Annotated in this window: 19 protein-coding genes; 5 read left to right on the top strand and 14 right to left on the bottom strand. The window is 49.4% G+C overall.

The window, feature by feature from the left end; translation table 11 throughout:
• Nucleotides 1-65 precede the first annotated feature (65 nt).
• Nucleotides 66-1631, bottom strand: coding sequence for a M20/M25/M40 family metallo-hydrolase (locus CLV60_RS19650; RefSeq protein WP_106597070.1), 1566 nt, complete (start codon nt 1629-1631; stop codon nt 66-68).
• 145 nt (nt 1632-1776) lie between these two features.
• On the opposite strand from CLV60_RS19650, the gene CLV60_RS19645 reads away from it, so the two are divergent.
• Both CLV60_RS19645 and CLV60_RS19640 read left to right on the top strand, forming a co-directional pair.
• Nucleotides 1777-2700 carry a UbiA family prenyltransferase gene (locus tag CLV60_RS19645; protein ID WP_106597069.1) on the top strand — a complete coding sequence of 308 codons (924 nt, stop codon included), beginning with the start codon at nt 1777-1779 and terminating at the stop codon, nt 2698-2700.
• A 2-nt stretch (nt 2701-2702) separates the two neighbouring features.
• Nucleotides 2703-3386: a class I SAM-dependent methyltransferase gene (locus tag CLV60_RS19640; RefSeq protein WP_106597068.1), complete on the top strand. Its 684-nt coding sequence runs from the start codon at nt 2703-2705 to the stop codon at nt 3384-3386.
• Here CLV60_RS19640 and CLV60_RS19635 read toward each other — a convergent pair.
• Nucleotides 3327-4226 (bottom strand): EamA family transporter, encoded by a 900-nt coding sequence (locus CLV60_RS19635; RefSeq protein WP_106597067.1) that lies wholly within the window; start codon nt 4224-4226, stop codon nt 3327-3329. The two genes, CLV60_RS19640 and CLV60_RS19635, sit on opposite strands and share 60 nt — an antisense overlap.
• A gap of 174 nt (nt 4227-4400) precedes the next feature.
• On the opposite strand from CLV60_RS19635, the gene CLV60_RS19630 reads away from it, so the two are divergent.
• The gene (locus CLV60_RS19630) at nt 4401-5108 is read left to right on the top strand and encodes an outer membrane beta-barrel protein (protein WP_170118825.1); all 708 of its coding nucleotides are present in this window, start codon (nt 4401-4403) and stop codon (nt 5106-5108) included.
• A gap of 68 nt (nt 5109-5176) precedes the next feature.
• Entirely contained in the window at nt 5177-5974 is a 798-nt protein-coding gene (locus tag CLV60_RS19625) for an HAD family hydrolase (RefSeq protein WP_106597065.1), read from the top strand.
• 9 nt (nt 5975-5983) lie between these two features.
• Here CLV60_RS19625 and fabF read toward each other — a convergent pair whose 3' ends face one another.
• The 9 genes from fabF to CLV60_RS19580 form a co-directional block, all read right to left on the bottom strand.
• Entirely contained in the window at nt 5984-7234 is a 1251-nt protein-coding gene (gene fabF, locus CLV60_RS19620; RefSeq protein ID WP_106597064.1) for a beta-ketoacyl-ACP synthase II, read from the bottom strand.
• A gap of 36 nt (nt 7235-7270) precedes the next feature.
• A complete protein-coding gene (locus tag CLV60_RS19615) occupies nt 7271-7504 on the bottom strand; it encodes a DUF2798 domain-containing protein (RefSeq protein ID WP_106597063.1) in 234 nt (77 codons plus the stop codon).
• A 49-nt stretch (nt 7505-7553) separates the two neighbouring features.
• A complete protein-coding gene (locus CLV60_RS19610; RefSeq protein WP_106597062.1) occupies nt 7554-8315 on the bottom strand; it encodes an SDR family oxidoreductase in 762 nt (253 codons plus the stop codon).
• A 215-nt stretch (nt 8316-8530) separates the two neighbouring features.
• The gene (locus CLV60_RS19605; RefSeq protein WP_106597061.1) at nt 8531-9793 is read right to left on the bottom strand and encodes a PQQ-dependent sugar dehydrogenase; all 1263 of its coding nucleotides are present in this window, start codon (nt 9791-9793) and stop codon (nt 8531-8533) included.
• Between the two features lie 85 nt (nt 9794-9878).
• Nucleotides 9879-10316: a DUF6841 family protein gene (locus CLV60_RS19600; protein ID WP_106597060.1), complete on the bottom strand. Its 438-nt coding sequence runs from the start codon at nt 10314-10316 to the stop codon at nt 9879-9881.
• Nucleotides 10317-10375: 59 nt separating this feature from the next.
• Nucleotides 10376-10933, bottom strand: coding sequence for a DUF2911 domain-containing protein (locus CLV60_RS19595; RefSeq protein ID WP_106597059.1), 558 nt, complete (start codon nt 10931-10933; stop codon nt 10376-10378).
• Nucleotides 10934-11006: 73 nt separating this feature from the next.
• The gene (locus CLV60_RS19590; protein WP_106597058.1) at nt 11007-11267 is read right to left on the bottom strand and encodes a Txe/YoeB family addiction module toxin; all 261 of its coding nucleotides are present in this window, start codon (nt 11265-11267) and stop codon (nt 11007-11009) included.
• Nucleotides 11264-11461, bottom strand: a complete 198-nt coding sequence (locus tag CLV60_RS19585) for a type II toxin-antitoxin system Phd/YefM family antitoxin (protein ID WP_106597057.1) — start codon at nt 11459-11461, stop codon at nt 11264-11266. Before CLV60_RS19585 ends, CLV60_RS19590 begins: the two co-directional genes overlap by 4 nt.
• A 62-nt stretch (nt 11462-11523) precedes the next feature.
• Nucleotides 11524-13116, bottom strand: coding sequence for a serine hydrolase domain-containing protein (locus tag CLV60_RS19580; RefSeq protein WP_106597056.1), 1593 nt, complete (start codon nt 13114-13116; stop codon nt 11524-11526).
• Nucleotides 13117-13221: 105 nt separating this feature from the next.
• Between CLV60_RS19580 and CLV60_RS19575 the strand changes: the two genes are divergently transcribed.
• The gene (locus tag CLV60_RS19575) at nt 13222-14379 is read left to right on the top strand and encodes a DEAD/DEAH box helicase (protein ID WP_106597055.1); all 1158 of its coding nucleotides are present in this window, start codon (nt 13222-13224) and stop codon (nt 14377-14379) included.
• Between the two features lie 2 nt (nt 14380-14381).
• Here CLV60_RS19575 and CLV60_RS19570 read toward each other — a convergent pair whose 3' ends face one another.
• The 3 genes from CLV60_RS19570 to CLV60_RS19560 all read right to left on the bottom strand — a co-directional run bounded on the left by CLV60_RS19570 (nt 14382) and on the right by CLV60_RS19560 (nt 18127).
• On the bottom strand, nt 14382-15494 hold the full coding sequence (locus tag CLV60_RS19570; RefSeq protein ID WP_229211052.1) for a sialidase family protein: 1113 nt from the start codon (nt 15492-15494) through the stop codon (nt 14382-14384).
• Between the two features lie 58 nt (nt 15495-15552).
• On the bottom strand, nt 15553-16560 hold the full coding sequence (locus CLV60_RS19565) for an NAD(P)H-dependent glycerol-3-phosphate dehydrogenase (protein ID WP_106597054.1): 1008 nt from the start codon (nt 16558-16560) through the stop codon (nt 15553-15555).
• Nucleotides 16561-16693: 133 nt separating this feature from the next.
• Entirely contained in the window at nt 16694-18127 is a 1434-nt protein-coding gene (locus CLV60_RS19560; protein ID WP_106597053.1) for an efflux RND transporter periplasmic adaptor subunit, read from the bottom strand.
• Between the last annotated feature and the right edge of the window lie 22 nt (nt 18128-18149).

Raw genomic sequence — 18149 nt, 5'->3', positions numbered from 1 at the left:
ATTCGGGTTAATAAAAAAGCAAAGACAATATATGCCTTTGCTTTCAGAAATGGGTTATGACGGGATTAATCCAATCCGCCGCGGCGTGTAGGCTTGCGCGGCTCAGGCCATGCTCCCGGCACGCCTTTGGCATCGAGCGGCAGTATACTCTTGTCGCGCGAGGTTTTGGTTGGATCTTCGCTCGCCTGGTAAGCCAGAATTGCCGCCAGTATCGCATTGCTGCGCACGTCGTCGAATACAATCTTGTCGTAAGTATCCCGGTTGGTATGCCATGTGTAGGTGCCGTACGACCAGTTCAGCGAGCTCAATGAGAACGCCGGCGCGCCCGCCGCTACGAAAGAGGCGAAATCGGAGCCGCCGGTTCCGGGAGCACCGGGAAACGAAGTCTGGATCGGTGTGCGGATCGGCTCCGGAACTTTGGAAAGCCAGCGGGTAAGGTATTCATAGGCATTCAAAAAGCCCTGACCAGATAGGTTCACGACCCTGCCCGTTCCATTGTCCTGGTTGAACACCGCCTGAATATTCTGCACGATCTCCGGGTGGTCCTCCACAAATGCCCGGGAGCCATTCAGCCCTTGCTCTTCGCTTCCCCAATGCCCGACCAGGATCGTGCGTTTGGGGTTGGGATATATTTTTTTCAGAATGCGCATGGCTTCCATCATCACGAGCGTCCCGGTGCCGTTATCGGTAGCGCCGCTACCGCCGTCCCAGGAGTCGAAATGCGCGGAGAGGATCACATATTCGTTCGGCTTTTCGGTGCCTTTGATCTCCCCTACCGTGTTGAATGTCTGGCTTATGCCGGTTTCCTTCGCATCGGCACGAACGCTGATTTTCGGCGTATGCCCCGATTCGGCGAGACGATACAGCAAACCGTAATCTTCGAGTGAAATATCCACCGTTGGAATGGCTTTCGTGTAAGCACCAAAGATTTTATTGGCCCCAAAACCCTTTGACCAATAAGACATTACCACGCCCGCCGCGCCTGCTTTTTCCAATGCAAGCGGCAATGCGCGGGAAGAGTAACCGGTCTTTTTCAACCGATTGGCCCAAGCCTCGGTCTGCACGTCGCGGTCTTTTTTCATCTTGTCAAACGACTCTTTCGTGGCAAACTCCTGCCAGTTATAGTCGGGGCGGCCAGTAGGCTGGTTCATGCTGATCAGCACAAACTTACCTTTGGCGGAAGGCAGCCATTTTTGAAATGCGACGGAATCGGCTACGTCGGGCAGGATCACCACATCGGCAGTTACCGTCTTACCATTCGTGCCGGGGCTCCATGCAAGCTGCATTCCCTCGAGCGACTTCACGCGGGGCGCCACCATATCGATGTGCGACACGCCGCGTTCCCAGCCGCGCCACTCGCCCCATTTTTCGTTTTTTGCGCTGATACCCCAATCTTTGTATTTAGCCACTGCCCAGTCGTGCGCCTGCTGCATTTGAGGCGATCCCACGAGCCTTGGACCGATCACATCCATTAGTTCATGGCCGAGCTTTTCCAGTTGCGAATTGTCAGTGGCCTCCTTTACGATGCTTTCCACCACAGGGTCCTTCCTGACAGGATCTTTACTTTGTGCAAAAACAAGGGTAGTTTGACTGGAGAGACAAAGCGTCAGGAGCAAATAGATTTTTTTCATGGAATTGGTGGTTTAAGAAATATCGTTGCCTAATGTAGGAAATCGCTATGACGCTTTCCGTACGCTCTTAAAAAATTCTAAATTGATATTTTAATTATATTATTCCAGCACCAGGCATGTGTGGCATACTGGTTCACAGGCAGATATGTTAAATAGGATTATCGCATTTGTATTTTTTGCCAATTACTTCGTCGGAGTTCTGGCGGTGGCATTATCCCTGGAAACTGCTTTTCAGCTGAATGTCCCGCTCAATTCGCCAGCCTATTACATGCTGCTTTTCTGTACAACGGTATTCTATTACACCATCGCCTACTCGGGGCCGGTGATCCCGAAAGTTTCCGCCAATCCCCGAACGGAATGGTACCGGCAGCATTATCGGTTTGTGCGGGGAAGCCAGGTGTTCCTGTTCAGTATTTGCGCGCTGCTCAGCGCCTGGTATCTGGTTGAAAACTTCCATGCGATCGTGCATTTGCCGATTTATTACTGGCTGATTTTATCCGTTGTGCCCCTTGCCGCGATCCTGTATTATGGTTTGCTTCCCAAATCCCTTATTTCATTTAACCTACGCCACACTGGCTGGCTGAAAGCATTCGTGATCGGCTTTGTATGGGCAGGATGCGTCAACCTCTTTCCGGTAACGGCCCTGCGGATCGAACGGGGCATAACCGTCGATGAGCCCCTGCTAATGCTTTGGCTTTTCACTAAAAACTGGATGTTCTGCACCGTCAACGCCATTATGTTCGATATGAAGGATTATGAGGACGACGCGAATATCGAATTGAAAACATTCGCCGTGAGAATAGGACTTCGGAAAACCATCTATGCCGTACTGATACCGCTTCTGCTCGTCGGCCTCGTTGCATTTCTGGCATTTGCCATTTACCGGCATTTCGGTATTCCGACCATCCTTTTCAATATGGTACCTTTCGTGTGCCTGCTGGTGGTCGCATTTTCGTTGCAAAGGCGGCAGAGCATTTTGTTCTATCTGATTGTGATCGATGGGCTGCTACTTGTGAAAGCTTTGTGCGGGATTGCGGGCAGCTTTTTTGCACATCAAAACCTGCATTAGCCATGCTGAACAACTATGACCGCATTGCCGCGAACTATGACAGACTCAGCAGGCTGGTATTCGGAAAATCGATCGTCCGCGCGCAGCAGGCGTTGCTGCCCTGTATCACCTCGCCTGCACGTGTGCTTATCGTAGGCGGGGGAACAGGCTGGATACTGGAAGAAATGGCAAAACTACACCCGGCAGGATTGGTTATCGATTACGTGGAAATTTCTTCCAAAATGCTGGATCTCGCGAGGAAAAGGAATTTTAGGGACAATCAGATTACGTTCATTCATGCCGATATCGAGGACTATGCCGCGCCTGCACAATATGACGTGATCATGACGCCATTTCTTTTCGATAATTTCAGTCATGAACGGGCCCTTGTAGTTTTCCGGAAGCTGGATAAAATGCTCAAAAATGGTGCGTTATGGCTCTTTACCGACTTTCATATCGACAAAAACCTCCATCGAATCTGGCAGAAAACCCTGCTGCGGTCTATGTATGTTTTCTTCAAAAATATCAGTCACGTGGAAGCGGATCAACTCCCTGACATGCCACTGCATTTTGACGACAATGGCTACTATCTGACCTTTGAAACCTTCCATTTCGGCGGTTTTATCCGCTCAGCTGCATATCGCAAATCAGGCAACAGCGGTTCGGCCCCGACCGAAAATAAACCGCTCATTGAAAATAATGATTGATAGCAGGATCAACGAATAAGCAGTAATCTGCACCGAGTTGATCGGTTCATGGAAATAGAACAATGCGATCGCGAAATTCATCAATGGGTTGATATACAACAAAATACCCATTGTGGAAGAGGTTACCCCCTGCAATGCATACAGGTTCATAAACAGCGGAATGATCGTAAAAACGACCGCAATCAGTGTGATGAGTATGTAAAATGAAGCCTCCGTAGGCAGCTCAGCGCTGTATTTTGGATAAAAAGGCAGCAATAGCAATGCCGAAAAAACGATCTGGATTGTGAGCACCAGAAACTTGTCGATACCCGCATTCTTGCGCTGGCTTACAAGATAGAATGCATACGAAGCCGCGACGATCAGACTATAAAGAATGTCCGCTATATTATTGAATGACAATAATATACAACTCAAAACACTGAGCATTACCGCCGTCCATTGCCATTTGCTGAGCTTCTCATCCAGTACGAAAAAGGCGATCACCGTCGTCATGATCGGGCAAACCAGGTAGGCGAACGAAGCGGCCTTCACGCTGATGTGGTTCATCACATAAATGAAGAAAAACCAGTTGGCGGTCAGCAATACCCCGCCGATCAATGTCAGGAATGCTACCTGCCGTTTCCGCTGCACGGGCATTGCCTTGAATGCCGCGATGCTCTCTTTCAGCACTTTTACCCGTACAAACAAGCTGATTACCGCCATCACCGCCGCGCACATGAACACGCGGTAAAAAAGGATGTCAAGCGACGGATATCCCTTCAACGGTTTAAGGGCGAGGCTGAAAAAGCCCCAGATCACAAATGAAACAAATGCGGTGAGGTAGTACTTCGAAAATTTCATCAGGCTGTCGATGTGGTGTGGACCGTGTTTTCGAAACAGCAAAAAATACTGTCAGGTTCGTGGCGGTTCGTCGGAAAGGGATATTTCTCATTGAAATTTAACCGCTTCGCTATGCAACCGTTGGTTGATCTATCGTGTCAACCAGACAGTTTCCATTCCAAAAAACCCAGGTTCATGAAAATACTTTCCATCCTTCCTTTCCTGTTCATCTGCCAGATCGGCCTCGCTCAACGCACCACTTTTTCCGTCGGCATCAACTCCGGTACTTCACGTTTTACCGGTGCCAGCGCCCAAAAAACGACTACTGTCAGTACCGGAGGGCTTTTCTGCAACTGCCTGCCAAGCGCCGCCGGCTATTTAGGCAGCGTACCCACTTACACTTATGGTGCAAACCTGACTGTTCAACACGAATTCAAAAATCACTTCCTGCTGGGACTGGAAGCCGGCTATGAAAACCTCCGCGCGCGTGTCAATATCGAGGAGTATCAGATCGACGACATGATTTTCAAAACCGAAAATGCTTACAGTATCACCCGCAACCATTTCATCAATATTTTCCCAAGTGCGGGATACAACTTTCCATTGGCCGAAAACCTGAACCTTTCGCTACGTGGCGGCGCCGATTTCGGGATTGGCCTCAGCAGTTCCAGCCGCCTGGTTGTAAAAGAGGTATTTGAAGACGACAAAACCACCGATCGCGACGGCCTCGCTCCCGGGCTCGATTTTCGTCCCCGGATCGAAGCGAAAATATCCGGCAAACGGCTCGGGCTGGCAGTCAGTTACGCGCACGGCGTTACCAACTGGCTCAACGATTGGGCAGGCGGCCCTACCGACCTTCATATGCGCGTTTGGCGTGTGGGCGTACAGTACCGAATATTCTAAAAAAGCAGTAAAAGAGGAACCATAGTCGGCCTATTTGGCTTGATTAGTAAGGCAATATTTAATCAAGTATGACATTTTCCGACATCCGGCTGGTGGCTACCGATATGGACGGTACGCTTTTGAACTCCAAACACGAAATCCACGAATCCTTTTTCCCTGTTTTCAGAAAACTTAAAGATCACGGGATCATTTTCGTCGCCGCCAGCGGTCGTCAGTATTTCAACCTCGCCAAAACCCTCGATGTGGTAAAGGACGAAGTCATTTTCGCTGCCGAAAATGGCAGTTATGTGGTTTTTAACGGTGAAGAAATCCATATCCAGGCGATCGATCCTGAGATTACCCATGAGTTGATATTGATTTCAAGAAAAATCAAAAACACCTACCCGATCATCTGCGGGAAGAAAAAGGCTTACGTTGAGAATGACGACGAGGAGTTCATCAACCACCTCAAACTCTATTTCGAAAGATACGAGGTAGTGCCCGACCTGCTGGAAATTACAGATGACCAGTTTTTGAAATTCACATTATGCGACCTTGCCGGTTCCGAAGTGAACAGCTACCCGCATTACAAAAAATATGAGGAGGCCCTGCAAGTGAAAGTTTCCGGGCCTATCTGGCTGGATATTTCGCACAAGAAGGCCAACAAAGGCCGTGCAATGGAAGTTTTGCAGGAAAAATTTAACGTAACAGCCGAGCAAACGATGGTATTCGGGGATTACCTCAACGATTTTGAGATGCTGCAAAAAGCGCATTACTCGTACGCGATGGCGAATGCGCATCCGGATATCAAAAAAATAGCCCGTTTCATCGCCAAAAGCAACGATGAAAACGGGGTTGTAGAAGTCCTTTCGGAAATCACGGAGTGAGGCAATGCCCTACTCCGTGTATTTTTTGAATATGGAAGTCGCTGTGTGTCCTCCGAAACCGAAGGTGTTGTTCAGCGCATAATTCACAGTCTGGTTCAGCGATTTACCCAACACGATATTCATGCCTTCCGGGATCGCCTCGTCGAGGTTCTCGGTATTGATGGTACCAGGGATAATATCGTTCTTCACTGCCAAAACACTGACGATACTTTCCAACGCCCCAGCCGCACCCAGCAAGTGGCCGGTCATGGATTTAGTCGCGCTGATCGCTACCGGGTGATCGCCGAACACGGTTTTCATACCTTGCAGCTCGCTCATATCGCCCAGGCCTGTTGAAGTCGCGTGCGCATTCACGTAATCGATCTTGTCGGGGGTAATACCGGCTTCGGCGAGGGCCTTTCTCATACCCAATGCTGCGCCCATGCCGTCCGGAGGTGTGCCGGTGAGGTGATAAGCATCCGCCGCCATTCCGCCGCCGACGATTTCCGCATATATTTTGGCACCTCTCGCTTTGGCATATTCCAGGTCTTCGAGGATCAATGCCGCAGCACCTTCGCCCATTACAAAGCCATCGCGGTCTTTATCGAACGGTCTCGAAGCCGTTGCGGGGTCGTCATTTCTTTTGGAAAGTGCCTGTGCCGCACTGAAACCACCCAATGCCGAGTAGATAATCGCCGCTTCTGAACCACCTGCAACCATCAATTTGGCTTTACCCATGCGAATGGTATCGAATGCGCTAATCAACGCGGTGTTCGAAGAAGCGCATGCGGAAACCGTACAGTAGTTAGGTCCGTGCAGCTTGTGGCGGATCGAGATCACACCCGCCGCAATATCCACGATCATTTTGGGGATGAAGAAAGGGCTGAAACGTGGAACCCCACCCGACGCGTGGAATTCCAGCAACTGGTCTTCGAACGTGCCCATACCCCCGTTTCCGGTTGCCCAGATCACGCCCATATCGTGGCGGTCTTCCAGATCGATATTCGCAAAGTCCAAACCTGCGTCCTTGATCGCCGTGTCCGACGCCGCAATCGCATACTGGGTATGCAAATCGTATTTTTTGATCTCTTTCTTCTCGATATAGTCTTCGGGATGAAAGTCCTTCACTTCGCAACCGAACTGTGTTTTGAATTTGGAAACATCCATTTTAGTGATGGTAGCAGCACCGCTTTTACCATCTACAATATTTTGCCAGAATTCCTCCACAGAATTCCCCAGCGGAGAAATAACCCCCAGGCCGGTAACTACTACTCTTTTCATACAGTTTGATTATTTGATCCAGGACATCAGGAACGTTTAGTCAACCTCCTGAGTCAGTGTATCTTTAAAGATGTCGTCGACCAGTTTCTGCACCTTCGGGCCAATCAGCAGGATTGCCGGGATGACGATCAGATACGACATGCTCCAAGATTTGAGCCAAATCACCAAAAAATTGGCAACAAATCCAATATTTACAGAGATCAAAGTAAAGGAAATTATCCCCGTCGTAACGATCCCCATGATCATGGCAAAAGCGATTTTCTGTCTCATACCGGCTGCGATTTTTGTGTATTGAAGGTTACTTTCTGTATGGTTTCCGTCAGGCTGTTTGCAGCTCCACGCCGGGGTTCATCGCCTGCAAAGCGGCAGTGGGATTGCTCAAAAAGAGATTGAAAACATCAGCAGTACGGCCTGTGAGGATCTCATAGGTATTGTTTTCAAAAGCTTCAACGAGTTCGTCGGCTACCTGTTTAGCAGGAATACCATTCGTAGCACCACCGATTTCAGCAGAAAACTCGGTGTCCACCAGCGGAGGCAGTATTTCGAATACTTTAACATTGGTGGATTTACCCAGCGCAATGCGCAGCGACTGCGTATAGGAATGCAATGCGGCCTTGCTCGCAGCATAGGTAGGAAGGAAATGGTTAGGAACGAGGCCCGCAATGCTCGAAACTGTCACGATAGCCGCCTCATCCGCCTTTTTGAGCAGTGGGAGCAACTTTTGATTCAGACGGATAATAGCCAGATAATTGGTAGTAATCTCCTCCTCAGCCAGTGTTGCAGCATCCTGATCACCATCCAAATGATAGTAAGCAGCCTTACCTGCATTGTTGATGACCACATTCAAATCAGGGAATTCATTTTCTAGGCGTGTCACAAGCTCATCGGTCGCTTGCTTATCGACCACATCGTATACGATCGGCGTTACATTGGTCAGCTGCGCCGCTGCTTTTTGCAGACGTTCCTCATTGCGACCGGTGATGATTACATGATTACCTTTTGCGGCAAATGCTTTCGCGAATTCGAGACCGATACCGGCACTTCCGCCAGTGATAAGGATTGTATTTCCAGTAGTTTTCATTGCTTTTTTAAATTTAAATATACCAATCGGTATATTATTTGACAAAATTAAAACCGGTACTTACCGGCGTTGTCTGTGAGTTGAAATTGACATGACAAAAATATACTGATCGGTATATTTTTGCAAGAAAAATCAAAAAAACTTTTAGTGATGCCACAAAAAACGGCCTGGGGATTCCCCAGGCCGCTATTCTATTTCCCATATCCAACAATTTCCTACTTCGCACTCACCCGCCAGATGACGTTTCCGGAATCGTCGTTCACGAGCAATGAACCATCGTTCATCACAGTTACACCCACTGGTCGACCATATACCTTCTTCTCGTTTTCTACAAAGCCCGTCAGGAAATCCTGCGGCTTTCCCGACGGCTTACCGTTCTTAAATGGCACAAAAACCACTTTATAGCCTGAAAGCGTCGAGCGATTCCAGGAGCCGTGCTGTCCTACGAATGCGCCATTGTGATATTTTGCAGGAAACATGGTTTTGTCATAAAACACCAGCCCCAGTGATGCCGTATGCGAGCCGACGGGTACATCGGGCACAATCGTCTTCGCTATCAGGTCAGGGCGTTCTCCTTTCCTGCGCGGATCTTCATTTTGCCCAAAATAGGCATAGGGCCATCCATAAAATCCGCCTTCTTTCACACTGGTAATGTAATCCGGCACGAGCTCATCGCCCAACTTATCCCGCTCGTTCACAGCCGTCCAAAGCACATTCGAGCCTGGGGCCCAATCCATTCCTACGGGATTGCGCAGCCCGCTCGCGTATATGCGCTCACCCGAGCCGTCGGGATTTACTTCCAGGATATTCGCTCTCCGTTTTTCTTCGTCGATGCCGTGGTCGGCCACATTGCTTGCCGAGCCGACGGAAATATAAATTTTGCTGCCGTTTGCATTTGCCAGCAGGTTTCGTGTCCAGTGATTATTATAACCTCCCGCCGGCAACTCCACTATTTTCTCCCCTTTCGAAGTGATTTTGGTCTCACCGTCTTTATAAGGATAGCGATATAGGCCGTCGGTGTTAGCGACGTAGAAAAAGCCGTTTAGCACCAGCATACCGAGCGGTTTGTTGAGTTTTTCAAGAAAAATCTCCCGCATTTCGGGCGTACCGTCCTTATTCACATCGCGCAGGAGCGTGATCCTGTCAGCACTTTTCCGCGTAGCTGATTCCGCTACGAAAATGTCGCCATTGGGAGCAATATAAGTCCAACGCGGACTATTGAGCTTGTCGGCGAATTTTGTTACCACAAAACCTTCGGGCGCCACGGGCATTTTGCCGTCAGGCCAGCCAGCCTCTTCCGGCCGGTTTTCCACAGATTCTGTCGCAAACGGCGCAGGCAATCTGAGGCTGTCGGTCACTGTAACCACAGAATCGGCGCCGCTTTGCATTGCTTCGTCTTTTTCCTTCTTTTCATTGTTGCAGCTAACCGCCGATATTACAGCGAGTATTGCAATTATCGTTAAGCACTGGTTCTTCATGTTTGGTGATATTAATGTAAAAAAGCTGATCAGGAGTATCACACTCCCGATCAGCTTTTACAATAATAATGCCAGTATCCGACGGCTAAACCAGGCCTCTTTCCTTCAAAACAGCCTGTTCGTCACCGGTAATATAAGCAAACACTTTCAGCGTCCCGTTCCGATGCTGCAACAGATAAATCACGCTGAATTCGATTGAATCCGGCTTGCCGTCCTTTTCATAAAACGATTCCCAATACACTTCCACCATGTGATGCAACTCATTAAGCTCGGTAATGTCCAGCTGCCGGATTTGCATTTGAGTAATACCGATGGTGCGGTAAAAGTTGTAGCCTTCGGGCACCCGATCACGAAATTCCTGATCATTTTTCCCACCAATGACGCCGTTCGGGCTGGCCTCGACAAAAAAGTCGGCAAATGCAGTAGCCGTTTCCTCCGCTACCTGATTACCGGCAAGCCCTTCCGCAAACCGTTTTTCATATGCTTCAAAAAACTGTTCGATCTGATCATTTACATCTGCCATTGTTGTGGATTTGTTGGTTCAGATCACATTAAGGAAAGAATTATGCCATTTCAAAGGTCTCAGAACGAGATAGGCACCAGCACTGTGGTCTTCTCCCAGCCCATATACATTTTAGCTTCCCTGTCGGACGCTCCTTTTTCGAAAACAATTGAGAAATTCTCAATCGGCGTTTCTACTTTGTTCACATAAGCCACGATTCGCAGCACATCGTTAGCTTCCTTGTATTTATAAGCGCCCCAATAATCCACATCACTGCTCAGAATGATCGTCCATTCCTTTTCATTCGGGATAGCGAACATCGAGTAAGTACCTGCTTTCACCTTTTTGCCGCCAAAAGTAGCGTCTTCATAAAATTTGATCTCGGTTGACTCATCCGCGCCCAGGCGCCACACTTTGCCATACGGCTCCTTCTTTCCAAAGATTTCACGACCATTCAAAAAAGGGCGGCTGTATGCCACCTTCACCAACGCCTTTTCGCCATCCTTGCGATCATGCGCGAAATGGTCCGGGAAATAGGCGATATCACGCGGACTCTTATCCAGCCCCCTGAATTTCTGCGCATTCGCCCCGAATGCGATCACCATCATCAAAAGGGCAAGGAAAATGTTCTTTTTCATGTTTGTGGTTTTTGTTAAAGATTTGAATGCTAATGATATGAAAATCTTTCGAGTTTGAATGATTTTGCCAGACTCACTTTTTATAATGAAACCTGCATTTCAAGATCTTGATCGCATCGGGTGTCACCGAATATACCAGGCGGTGCTCTTCGTCTATCCTGCGGGACCAACAACCGGAAAGATCTCCCTTCAACGGCTCGGGTTTTCCGATTCCATCAAAAGGAGATCTTTTGCAATCCTTTATCAATTCGTTAATCCTTTTCAGGATTTTCTTATCTGTGTGCTGCCAATGAAGGTAGTCATCCCACCCTTCATCGTGAAAGATTAGCTTCACTCTTCAATAAGCGCCCTCTCATGGAAATTCTTTCCATTTTCCAGATCTGCGATCGCTCTGAGCAATCTTTCCCTGTTTTCCTTGCTACTCAACAGGTATTCGGTTGTATCCTGCTTTTCCCTCGTGACTTTGTCTACTTTTCTTTTACCAGCCATTGCCAGTTTCAGTTTATTCCAATCGATTGTTATTCTCATAGTGTGTTGTGTTTAAATTGGTTCACACAAATATAAAAAACTGAACTGACAAACAGCGTGCGCTACACAATCGCCTTCCCACTCAAAACCGGCCGCGGGTCTTTGGTATTTCCAATGATCGCGAGGCTTCTTTTGAACTCGACTTGGAGGTTATCGCCTTCAAACTTGCACCTTACCGTTTCGTAATGGGCGGTTTCGATGAAGCGCCAGGTCATTTCGAAAGTCGTGTCATCGATCCAGGCACCGTTGGCGGCTATTTTGGTTTTCTTTTCGCCGGGCACGGGCGTGAGAACGAGTTTGAGCGGCAGAGTCGATAAATCGGTCAAACCAATTTTCCAATTGCCTAAACCATTTACCACAAGGTGCTCGCCCTTATCATCGGTTACGCGAAACAAACACCAGCCTTTCTCAAATTCGAAGAATACTTTATTAATTTTCAACTCATTCTCAGCCAACTTAAATGCTTTTCCGCTCATTTTAGCGGCGAGTTCGGATGCTGGTTTTCCTGGCGTAAGCGGCAATGCGAGCGAACCCAGTTTCTTTTGCATTTCGGATTGAACGCCCTTGTCGGCGGGAACACCGGTAGCCTTCACGGTCGGAAGGATGTGATTCCAAACGTGGTTCAGAATGGCCTGCATATCGGCGGTTTCGCTGGTAATTGCCACCACCATATCTTCCTTCGGCATCACAATGCAGTATTGCCCGAAAGCACCGTCACCACGGTAAGCGCCATTGCGGCAGCGCCAAAACTGATAGCCATAGCCTTGTTGCCAGTCGTCGTCCTCGGGTTTGCGGTTACTGCCCTTGGACATGATATGCGAGCGCGTAGCCTCCTCCACCCAAGCGGCAGGAAGAATACGCTTGCCATTATACTCCCCTTTTTGCAAGTACAGCTGACCGAACTTGGCGATATCCTCCGTTTTCACCCGTAAACCCCAACCACCGGTATTAATGCCTTTCGGATCGACTTCCCAATCCACATCGTCGATTGCTAACGGCTGGAAAAGCCGCGGTTTAAGGTATTCGAGCAGGGTTTGGCTGGTCAGTTTTTGAATGATCGCCGACAGCATATAGGTTGCCCCGCTATTGTAGACAAAGAAAGTCCCCGGTTCATGCTCCACAGGCTGTGCCAAAAACGACTTCACCCAGTTATCACTCCCCGACTCGCGCAGCTTACCGGTTGTGTCCTTGTCATGACCGGTCGACATGCTGAGCAGGTCACGTACGCGCATAGCCGCGAGATTTGCACTTACTGTGGCAGGTTTGTCGTCCGGGAAAAACGAAACGACTTTGTCATCCACTTTCAGCTTCCCTTCTGCCACCGCCAGACCAATCGCGCTGGAAGTGAAGCTCTTGCTAAGTGAATACAATGTATGCTTCAAATCCGGCGCATAGGGTGCCCACCAGCCTTCGGCGACTACTTTTCCCTGGCGCAGGACCATCAGGCTGTGCAGGTTCAGCCGGTCGGTTTCGACGGCATTGGCAAAATCCAGAATGCCTTTGGCAGACATCCCCTGCGCTTCCGGCGAGCTGCGCGGCAATTGTCCGTAGCTGAGCGACGACGCCCACGCCGAGGCCGGAATGGCACTGATTACACCCAATTGTAGGGCACCAAACCCTAATATTTGAAGGAATTCCCTGCGGTTGTATGACATGGTTGTGATAAATGCTGGTGATCGAAAGTTTTTGGCAGCCGGTCCGACAGGTAGCATTTGCGCAGGTAGTCCTATCTTTGCACCGATCACAAAACAAATGACCGCATGCCGGAGAACGCAACTTCCTTCCAATCGCTTGGATTGTCCGAACCATTACTAAAAACCATTGCTGAACAGAATTATACTCAACCGTATCCGATTCAGCAGGCCGCAATTCCAGCCATTTTGAAAGGAAACGACGTGCTCGGCATCGCCAAAACGGGTTCCGGAAAAACGGCAAGCTTTGTGCTGCCTATTCTGGAATCGTTTCAAAACAGGCCGCCCGCAAAAAACAGGCACATCACTGCGTTGGTACTGGTTCCTACCCGTGAGCTTGCGGTGCAAATAGGCGCGGTTTTTCAGACCTTCGGCGAGCGGCTTCCACGCAAGGTAAAAACGCTGGCAGTATTTGGCGGGGTGTCGATCAATCCGCAAATGATCGCCATGCAGCATGTTGAAATATTGGTGGCAACGCCCGGCAGGTTGCTTGAACTGATCTCCTATAAAGCGCTCAGCTTATCGGAGACACGCATTTTGGTACTCGATGAGGCAGACAAGATGCTGAATATGGGCTTTGCGGATGAAATGCGGGACATTTTCTTCCTCCTTCCCAAGAATCGTCAGAGTATTCTCTTCTCCGCCACTTTGGGAGACGAGGTGGATAAAATCAATAAAAATCAACTGAAAAACCCGCTTCGCATTGAAATCGAAGAGGAAGAACAAAACCTGGACCTGATCAAACAAACAGGCTATTTCGTGGATCCTGACCGGAAGGGGCCGCTGTTGAGATATATCATCAAATCGCAGCAAATGAGGCAGGTATTGGTGTTCGTTTCGGCAACTCGGACAGCCGATAATCTTGTCGAGAAACTGAAAAAGAATGGCATCGACGCCATGGCCATGCATAGCAAAAAAAGCCAGGGTGCACGCACCGAGGCTTTAAATAAGTTTAAATCCGGAAAGCTGAATGTGCTCGTTGCGACAGACCTGGCGTCACGCGGAATCGACATCCAGTTTTTACCTTATGTGATCAATTTCGAACTGCCGAGGTCTCCGAAAGATTACGTCCACCGCATTGGCCGGACGGGACGAGCTGAGAATCCGGGTGAGGCAATATCTTTGATCTGCCCCGAAGACGTCCATCATTTCAAAATCATCCAGAAAAAGATGGGTAAGCGGGTTGAAATGATGGAGTCTTACGATATCGAGCTGCGGGGCTATTAACGCTACTTTTTCTTTGCGGCCAGGTCGACTATATCCTTCTTGCTGCCTGTCCAGAATGCGATTTTACGGCGGTTATAAGTGTAGGTAACCGCCACCGAATCGCCCCAGCTGATCACAGCGGGGTAGGAATATTCATCTTCTCTTTTTCCGGTAGCAATATCGACCTTGTCGGTCCAGTTCTGGCCGTCGTCATAGGACAGGATCAGTGAAAGCGGCGAGCGGGAGCCCCAGTTATGATCGTCGGGGTTGTAGGCGAGTACAAGGGTGCCGTCCGTCAGCTTGGCGAGGTCAATACCGCTGTTCGGGTTAGGTAATGAGGTCTTTTTGATGGTCGACCACGTTTTACCATTGTCCTTCGAATCGCTGCGTCCGATCACGCCGCCGGTTGTGCGCACGAGCATATGCACCTCACCGGGCTTGGATTCCCACAATGTAGGCTGGATCGCGCCTTTGCCTTTGATTTCCATCGTATCGATCTTGAAATACGGGCTGGCTGTCCAGGTCTTGCCTTTATCCGTGCTCCGGTCAACAAAAACTTCCCAGCGGTTCACTTCATTCGAAGCACCAGCGAGCCAATCGCCATTCGAAAGTTCGATCAGTTTGTCCTTCACCGGACCACGTCCGCCTTTGTCGCCTTTCACGAGTTCGTACGGTTCCGACCACGTGGCGCCATTATCCGAGGAAGTTTTCACCCAGGTTTCCCATTGGGCAATCTCCTTCCCTACTTTGAAATACAAAATCACTTTCCCGTCGGCAGTTTTCTGCAAAACCGGGTTCCAATGCGCATCTTCGCGGATTTTGGCCACCTCAATCGGCTCGCTCCATTGGCCGGGGCGACCTTTCGAAAGCCAGATACCCACGTCCGGGTTCTTCTCCTCCGTACCGCCGAACCATGCTACCAGAAACTGCCCGTCATCGAGCCGCACGAGCGTGGAAGCGTGACATTGCGGGAAAGGGCGCTGATCGCCGAATACGAATTCTTTGTCATTCGTGAGCGAGTCCAGTTTCTTGTCCTCTGCCGTTTCCGTCTTTTTCGAACCGCAGGATGTCATCACAATGGAGCCCAGCAGCAAAGTAGCCGCCAGCCACTTGGATTGCGTTTTGTATTGTAGCATGGATTAAATGATAGGTTAAACGTTTTGCTGAATACCCATGCAAATGGAAAAGAGGCTATTATTTAAGCAACTTCTTCAATTCGTTCATGACCGCGGCCGGGGCCTGCTCTTCGTAAAGAATGCTGTAAACCGCATTGGTGATGGGTAAATTAACGTGATAAGTCTTGTTGAGCTCCTGGATACTCCTGGTGGCATAATAACCTTCCGCGATCATCTTCATTTCAAGCTGCGCGGCCTTCACGCTATATCCCCGCCCGATCATATTGCCGAACAACCGGTTGCGGCTAAACTGCGAATAGGCTGTCACCAGCAAATCGCCAAGATATGCGGAAGAACTCAGGTTACGTTCGCGCGGGTCGAGGGCCGTAACCAGGCTACCGATTTCCTGCATTGCATTTGACACCAGTACGGCCTGGAAATTATCGCCATACCCGAGGCCGTGCGTGATCCCGCACGCCAGCGCGACGATGTTTTTCATCACAGCGGCATACTCAACTCCGTACAGGTCGTCCAACGCATTGGCTGTGACGTAACGGCAGGTCATTAGTGCGGCGAAATCTTCCGCCGCCGGACATTCTGTCGAGGCAATGGTCAGGTAGGATTGCTTTTCCAGGGCCACTTCCTCTGCATGGCACGGGCCCGCAATGACGCAGGTATCTTTCATTTCAATACCAAAAGCATCGGCTGCCCAATCGGTAACGAGGGCATTCTGGCCTGGTACCATTCCCTTAATGGCCGACACAATGCGCTTGCCCTGCAAGTGCTTCGCCGATAAATGCTGTAAAGACTCCTGGATGAATGCGGCCGGAACTGCGAGAATGATATAATCCGCTCCCTTCACCGCGTCGGTTGTCTTCTCGAAAACCTTCACTTTTTTAGGCGAAAGCACTACATCGCTGAGGTAGCTCGGATTGTGATTAAACTTCCGGATATGGTCGATGTCCTTCTGGTTCCGGAGCCACCAGCGGATCTGAACGTGATGTTGTTCGCAGAGAATTTTGATGAGCGCGGTCGCCCAGCTTCCTCCGCCTATCACGGCAATTTTAGTATGATTTAAAAAACTCATCCGGCTGGATTGTCACAATTTGGCTGAAATATGGGGCCAAAATAGCTGAAAATAAAAAATCCTTGCAGCAAAGCCGCAAGGATTTTCCTTTTTAACCTAAACTAAATCGAACTTATTACTTTTTTACAACGCATCAGTTCGGGTTTTCATTTGATTTTTTCCCATCTTTTTTCGGATCTTCCTTCTTTTTTTCAACCAGGTCACCGTTATTGAGGTTTTTGGACACAGCAATGTATGGTCCGGAGATAATCTTGTCGCCCGGTTTCAGGCCCGAAAGGATTTCGATATTCTCAAAATCACTGATACCCGTCTTCACTTCCTTCATTTCCGCCTTGCCGTTCACGTCGATAAACACGACTTCCTTAATCACTTCCTGCTTCTTCGGCTTCTTCTCGTCTTCCTCGGCCGGCTGTGCATTATTATTCGATCCGTCGCCTGAGCCCGGGATCACCTGAGGAGTACCTCCCCGCGTGGTAACCGCCGCGATAGGCACCGAAACCACACCATTTTTACGCTCTGTTATGATCTCTACCGATGCCGTCATACCCGGTTTGAAAGGATAAGATTTTTTCGAGCGGGCGGTCATCAGGTCTTTGAAAGACTCATTCAGTATTTTCACCTTAACCTGAAACTCGGTAACTGCATCCGCCGATGTGCTGGCTGCGGAACTGGACGATGAGGTGAGCGACGCAAGGCCTGCGGCAGTATTCGCAATTTCCTTCACCACCCCTTTGAACTTGCGGCCCGACGAGCTGTAAGCATCTACGTCGATCTCAGCAGTATCCCCGATCGACACCCGTACGATATCGTTTTCATTCACATTCACACGAACTTCCATATCCGCGAGGTTGGCAATGCGCATCATTTCGGTACCGGCCATTTGCGAAGTACCCACCACGCGTTCCCCAGCCTCCACATTCAGCAGCGACACAATGCCGCTTACCGGCGCGAAAATGCTCGTTTTACGCAGGTTTTCTGCCGCATCGCGCATGCTGGCTTCCGCACTCTTGATATTGAAAAGCGCTGCTGCTACATTCGCTTTCGATGATTCCACGTCCTGCTGGGCCACGCCATAACTGGATGCAAATCCTTCGAAATCCGCGGAAGAAATCACTTTATCAGCGAAAAGCTTCTTATTCCGCTCATAATTGGCCTTTGCCTGAACAAGCCTAGCCTCCGCCTGTGCTACCAATGCCTTGGTTTGCTCATAGTTGGCTTTACTTGAATTGACCGCTGCCTGCGCCCGGGCCATCAATGATTCGTAGTTATCCGGACGGATTTTCAAAAGCAACTGCCCTTTCACGACCGAATCACCTTCCGCTACATTCAATGCGATGATCTCACCAGAAACGTCCGGGCTGAGCTTTACTTCCACCTCCGGCTGCACTTTTCCCGATGCACTTACCCGTTCGATGATATCCGATTTTTTGACGGTCGCGTATTCTACCTGGGTGGTTTTGGGCTTACCGATGTAGCCGGCCTGTTTGGCCCCAAACAAACCACCGATGAGCAGCACCACGACACCTCCCGTTATCCACCAGATCTGTTTCGAAGATTTACGTGCCATATTTTTTTGATTACAATTTTTT

Source organism: Dyadobacter jiangsuensis, assembly GCF_003014695.1.
Classification (GTDB): domain Bacteria; phylum Bacteroidota; class Bacteroidia; order Cytophagales; family Spirosomataceae; genus Dyadobacter; species Dyadobacter jiangsuensis.
The sequence above is the reverse complement of the archived record's forward strand: the minus strand, read 5'-3'. Positions and strand labels throughout refer to the sequence as shown.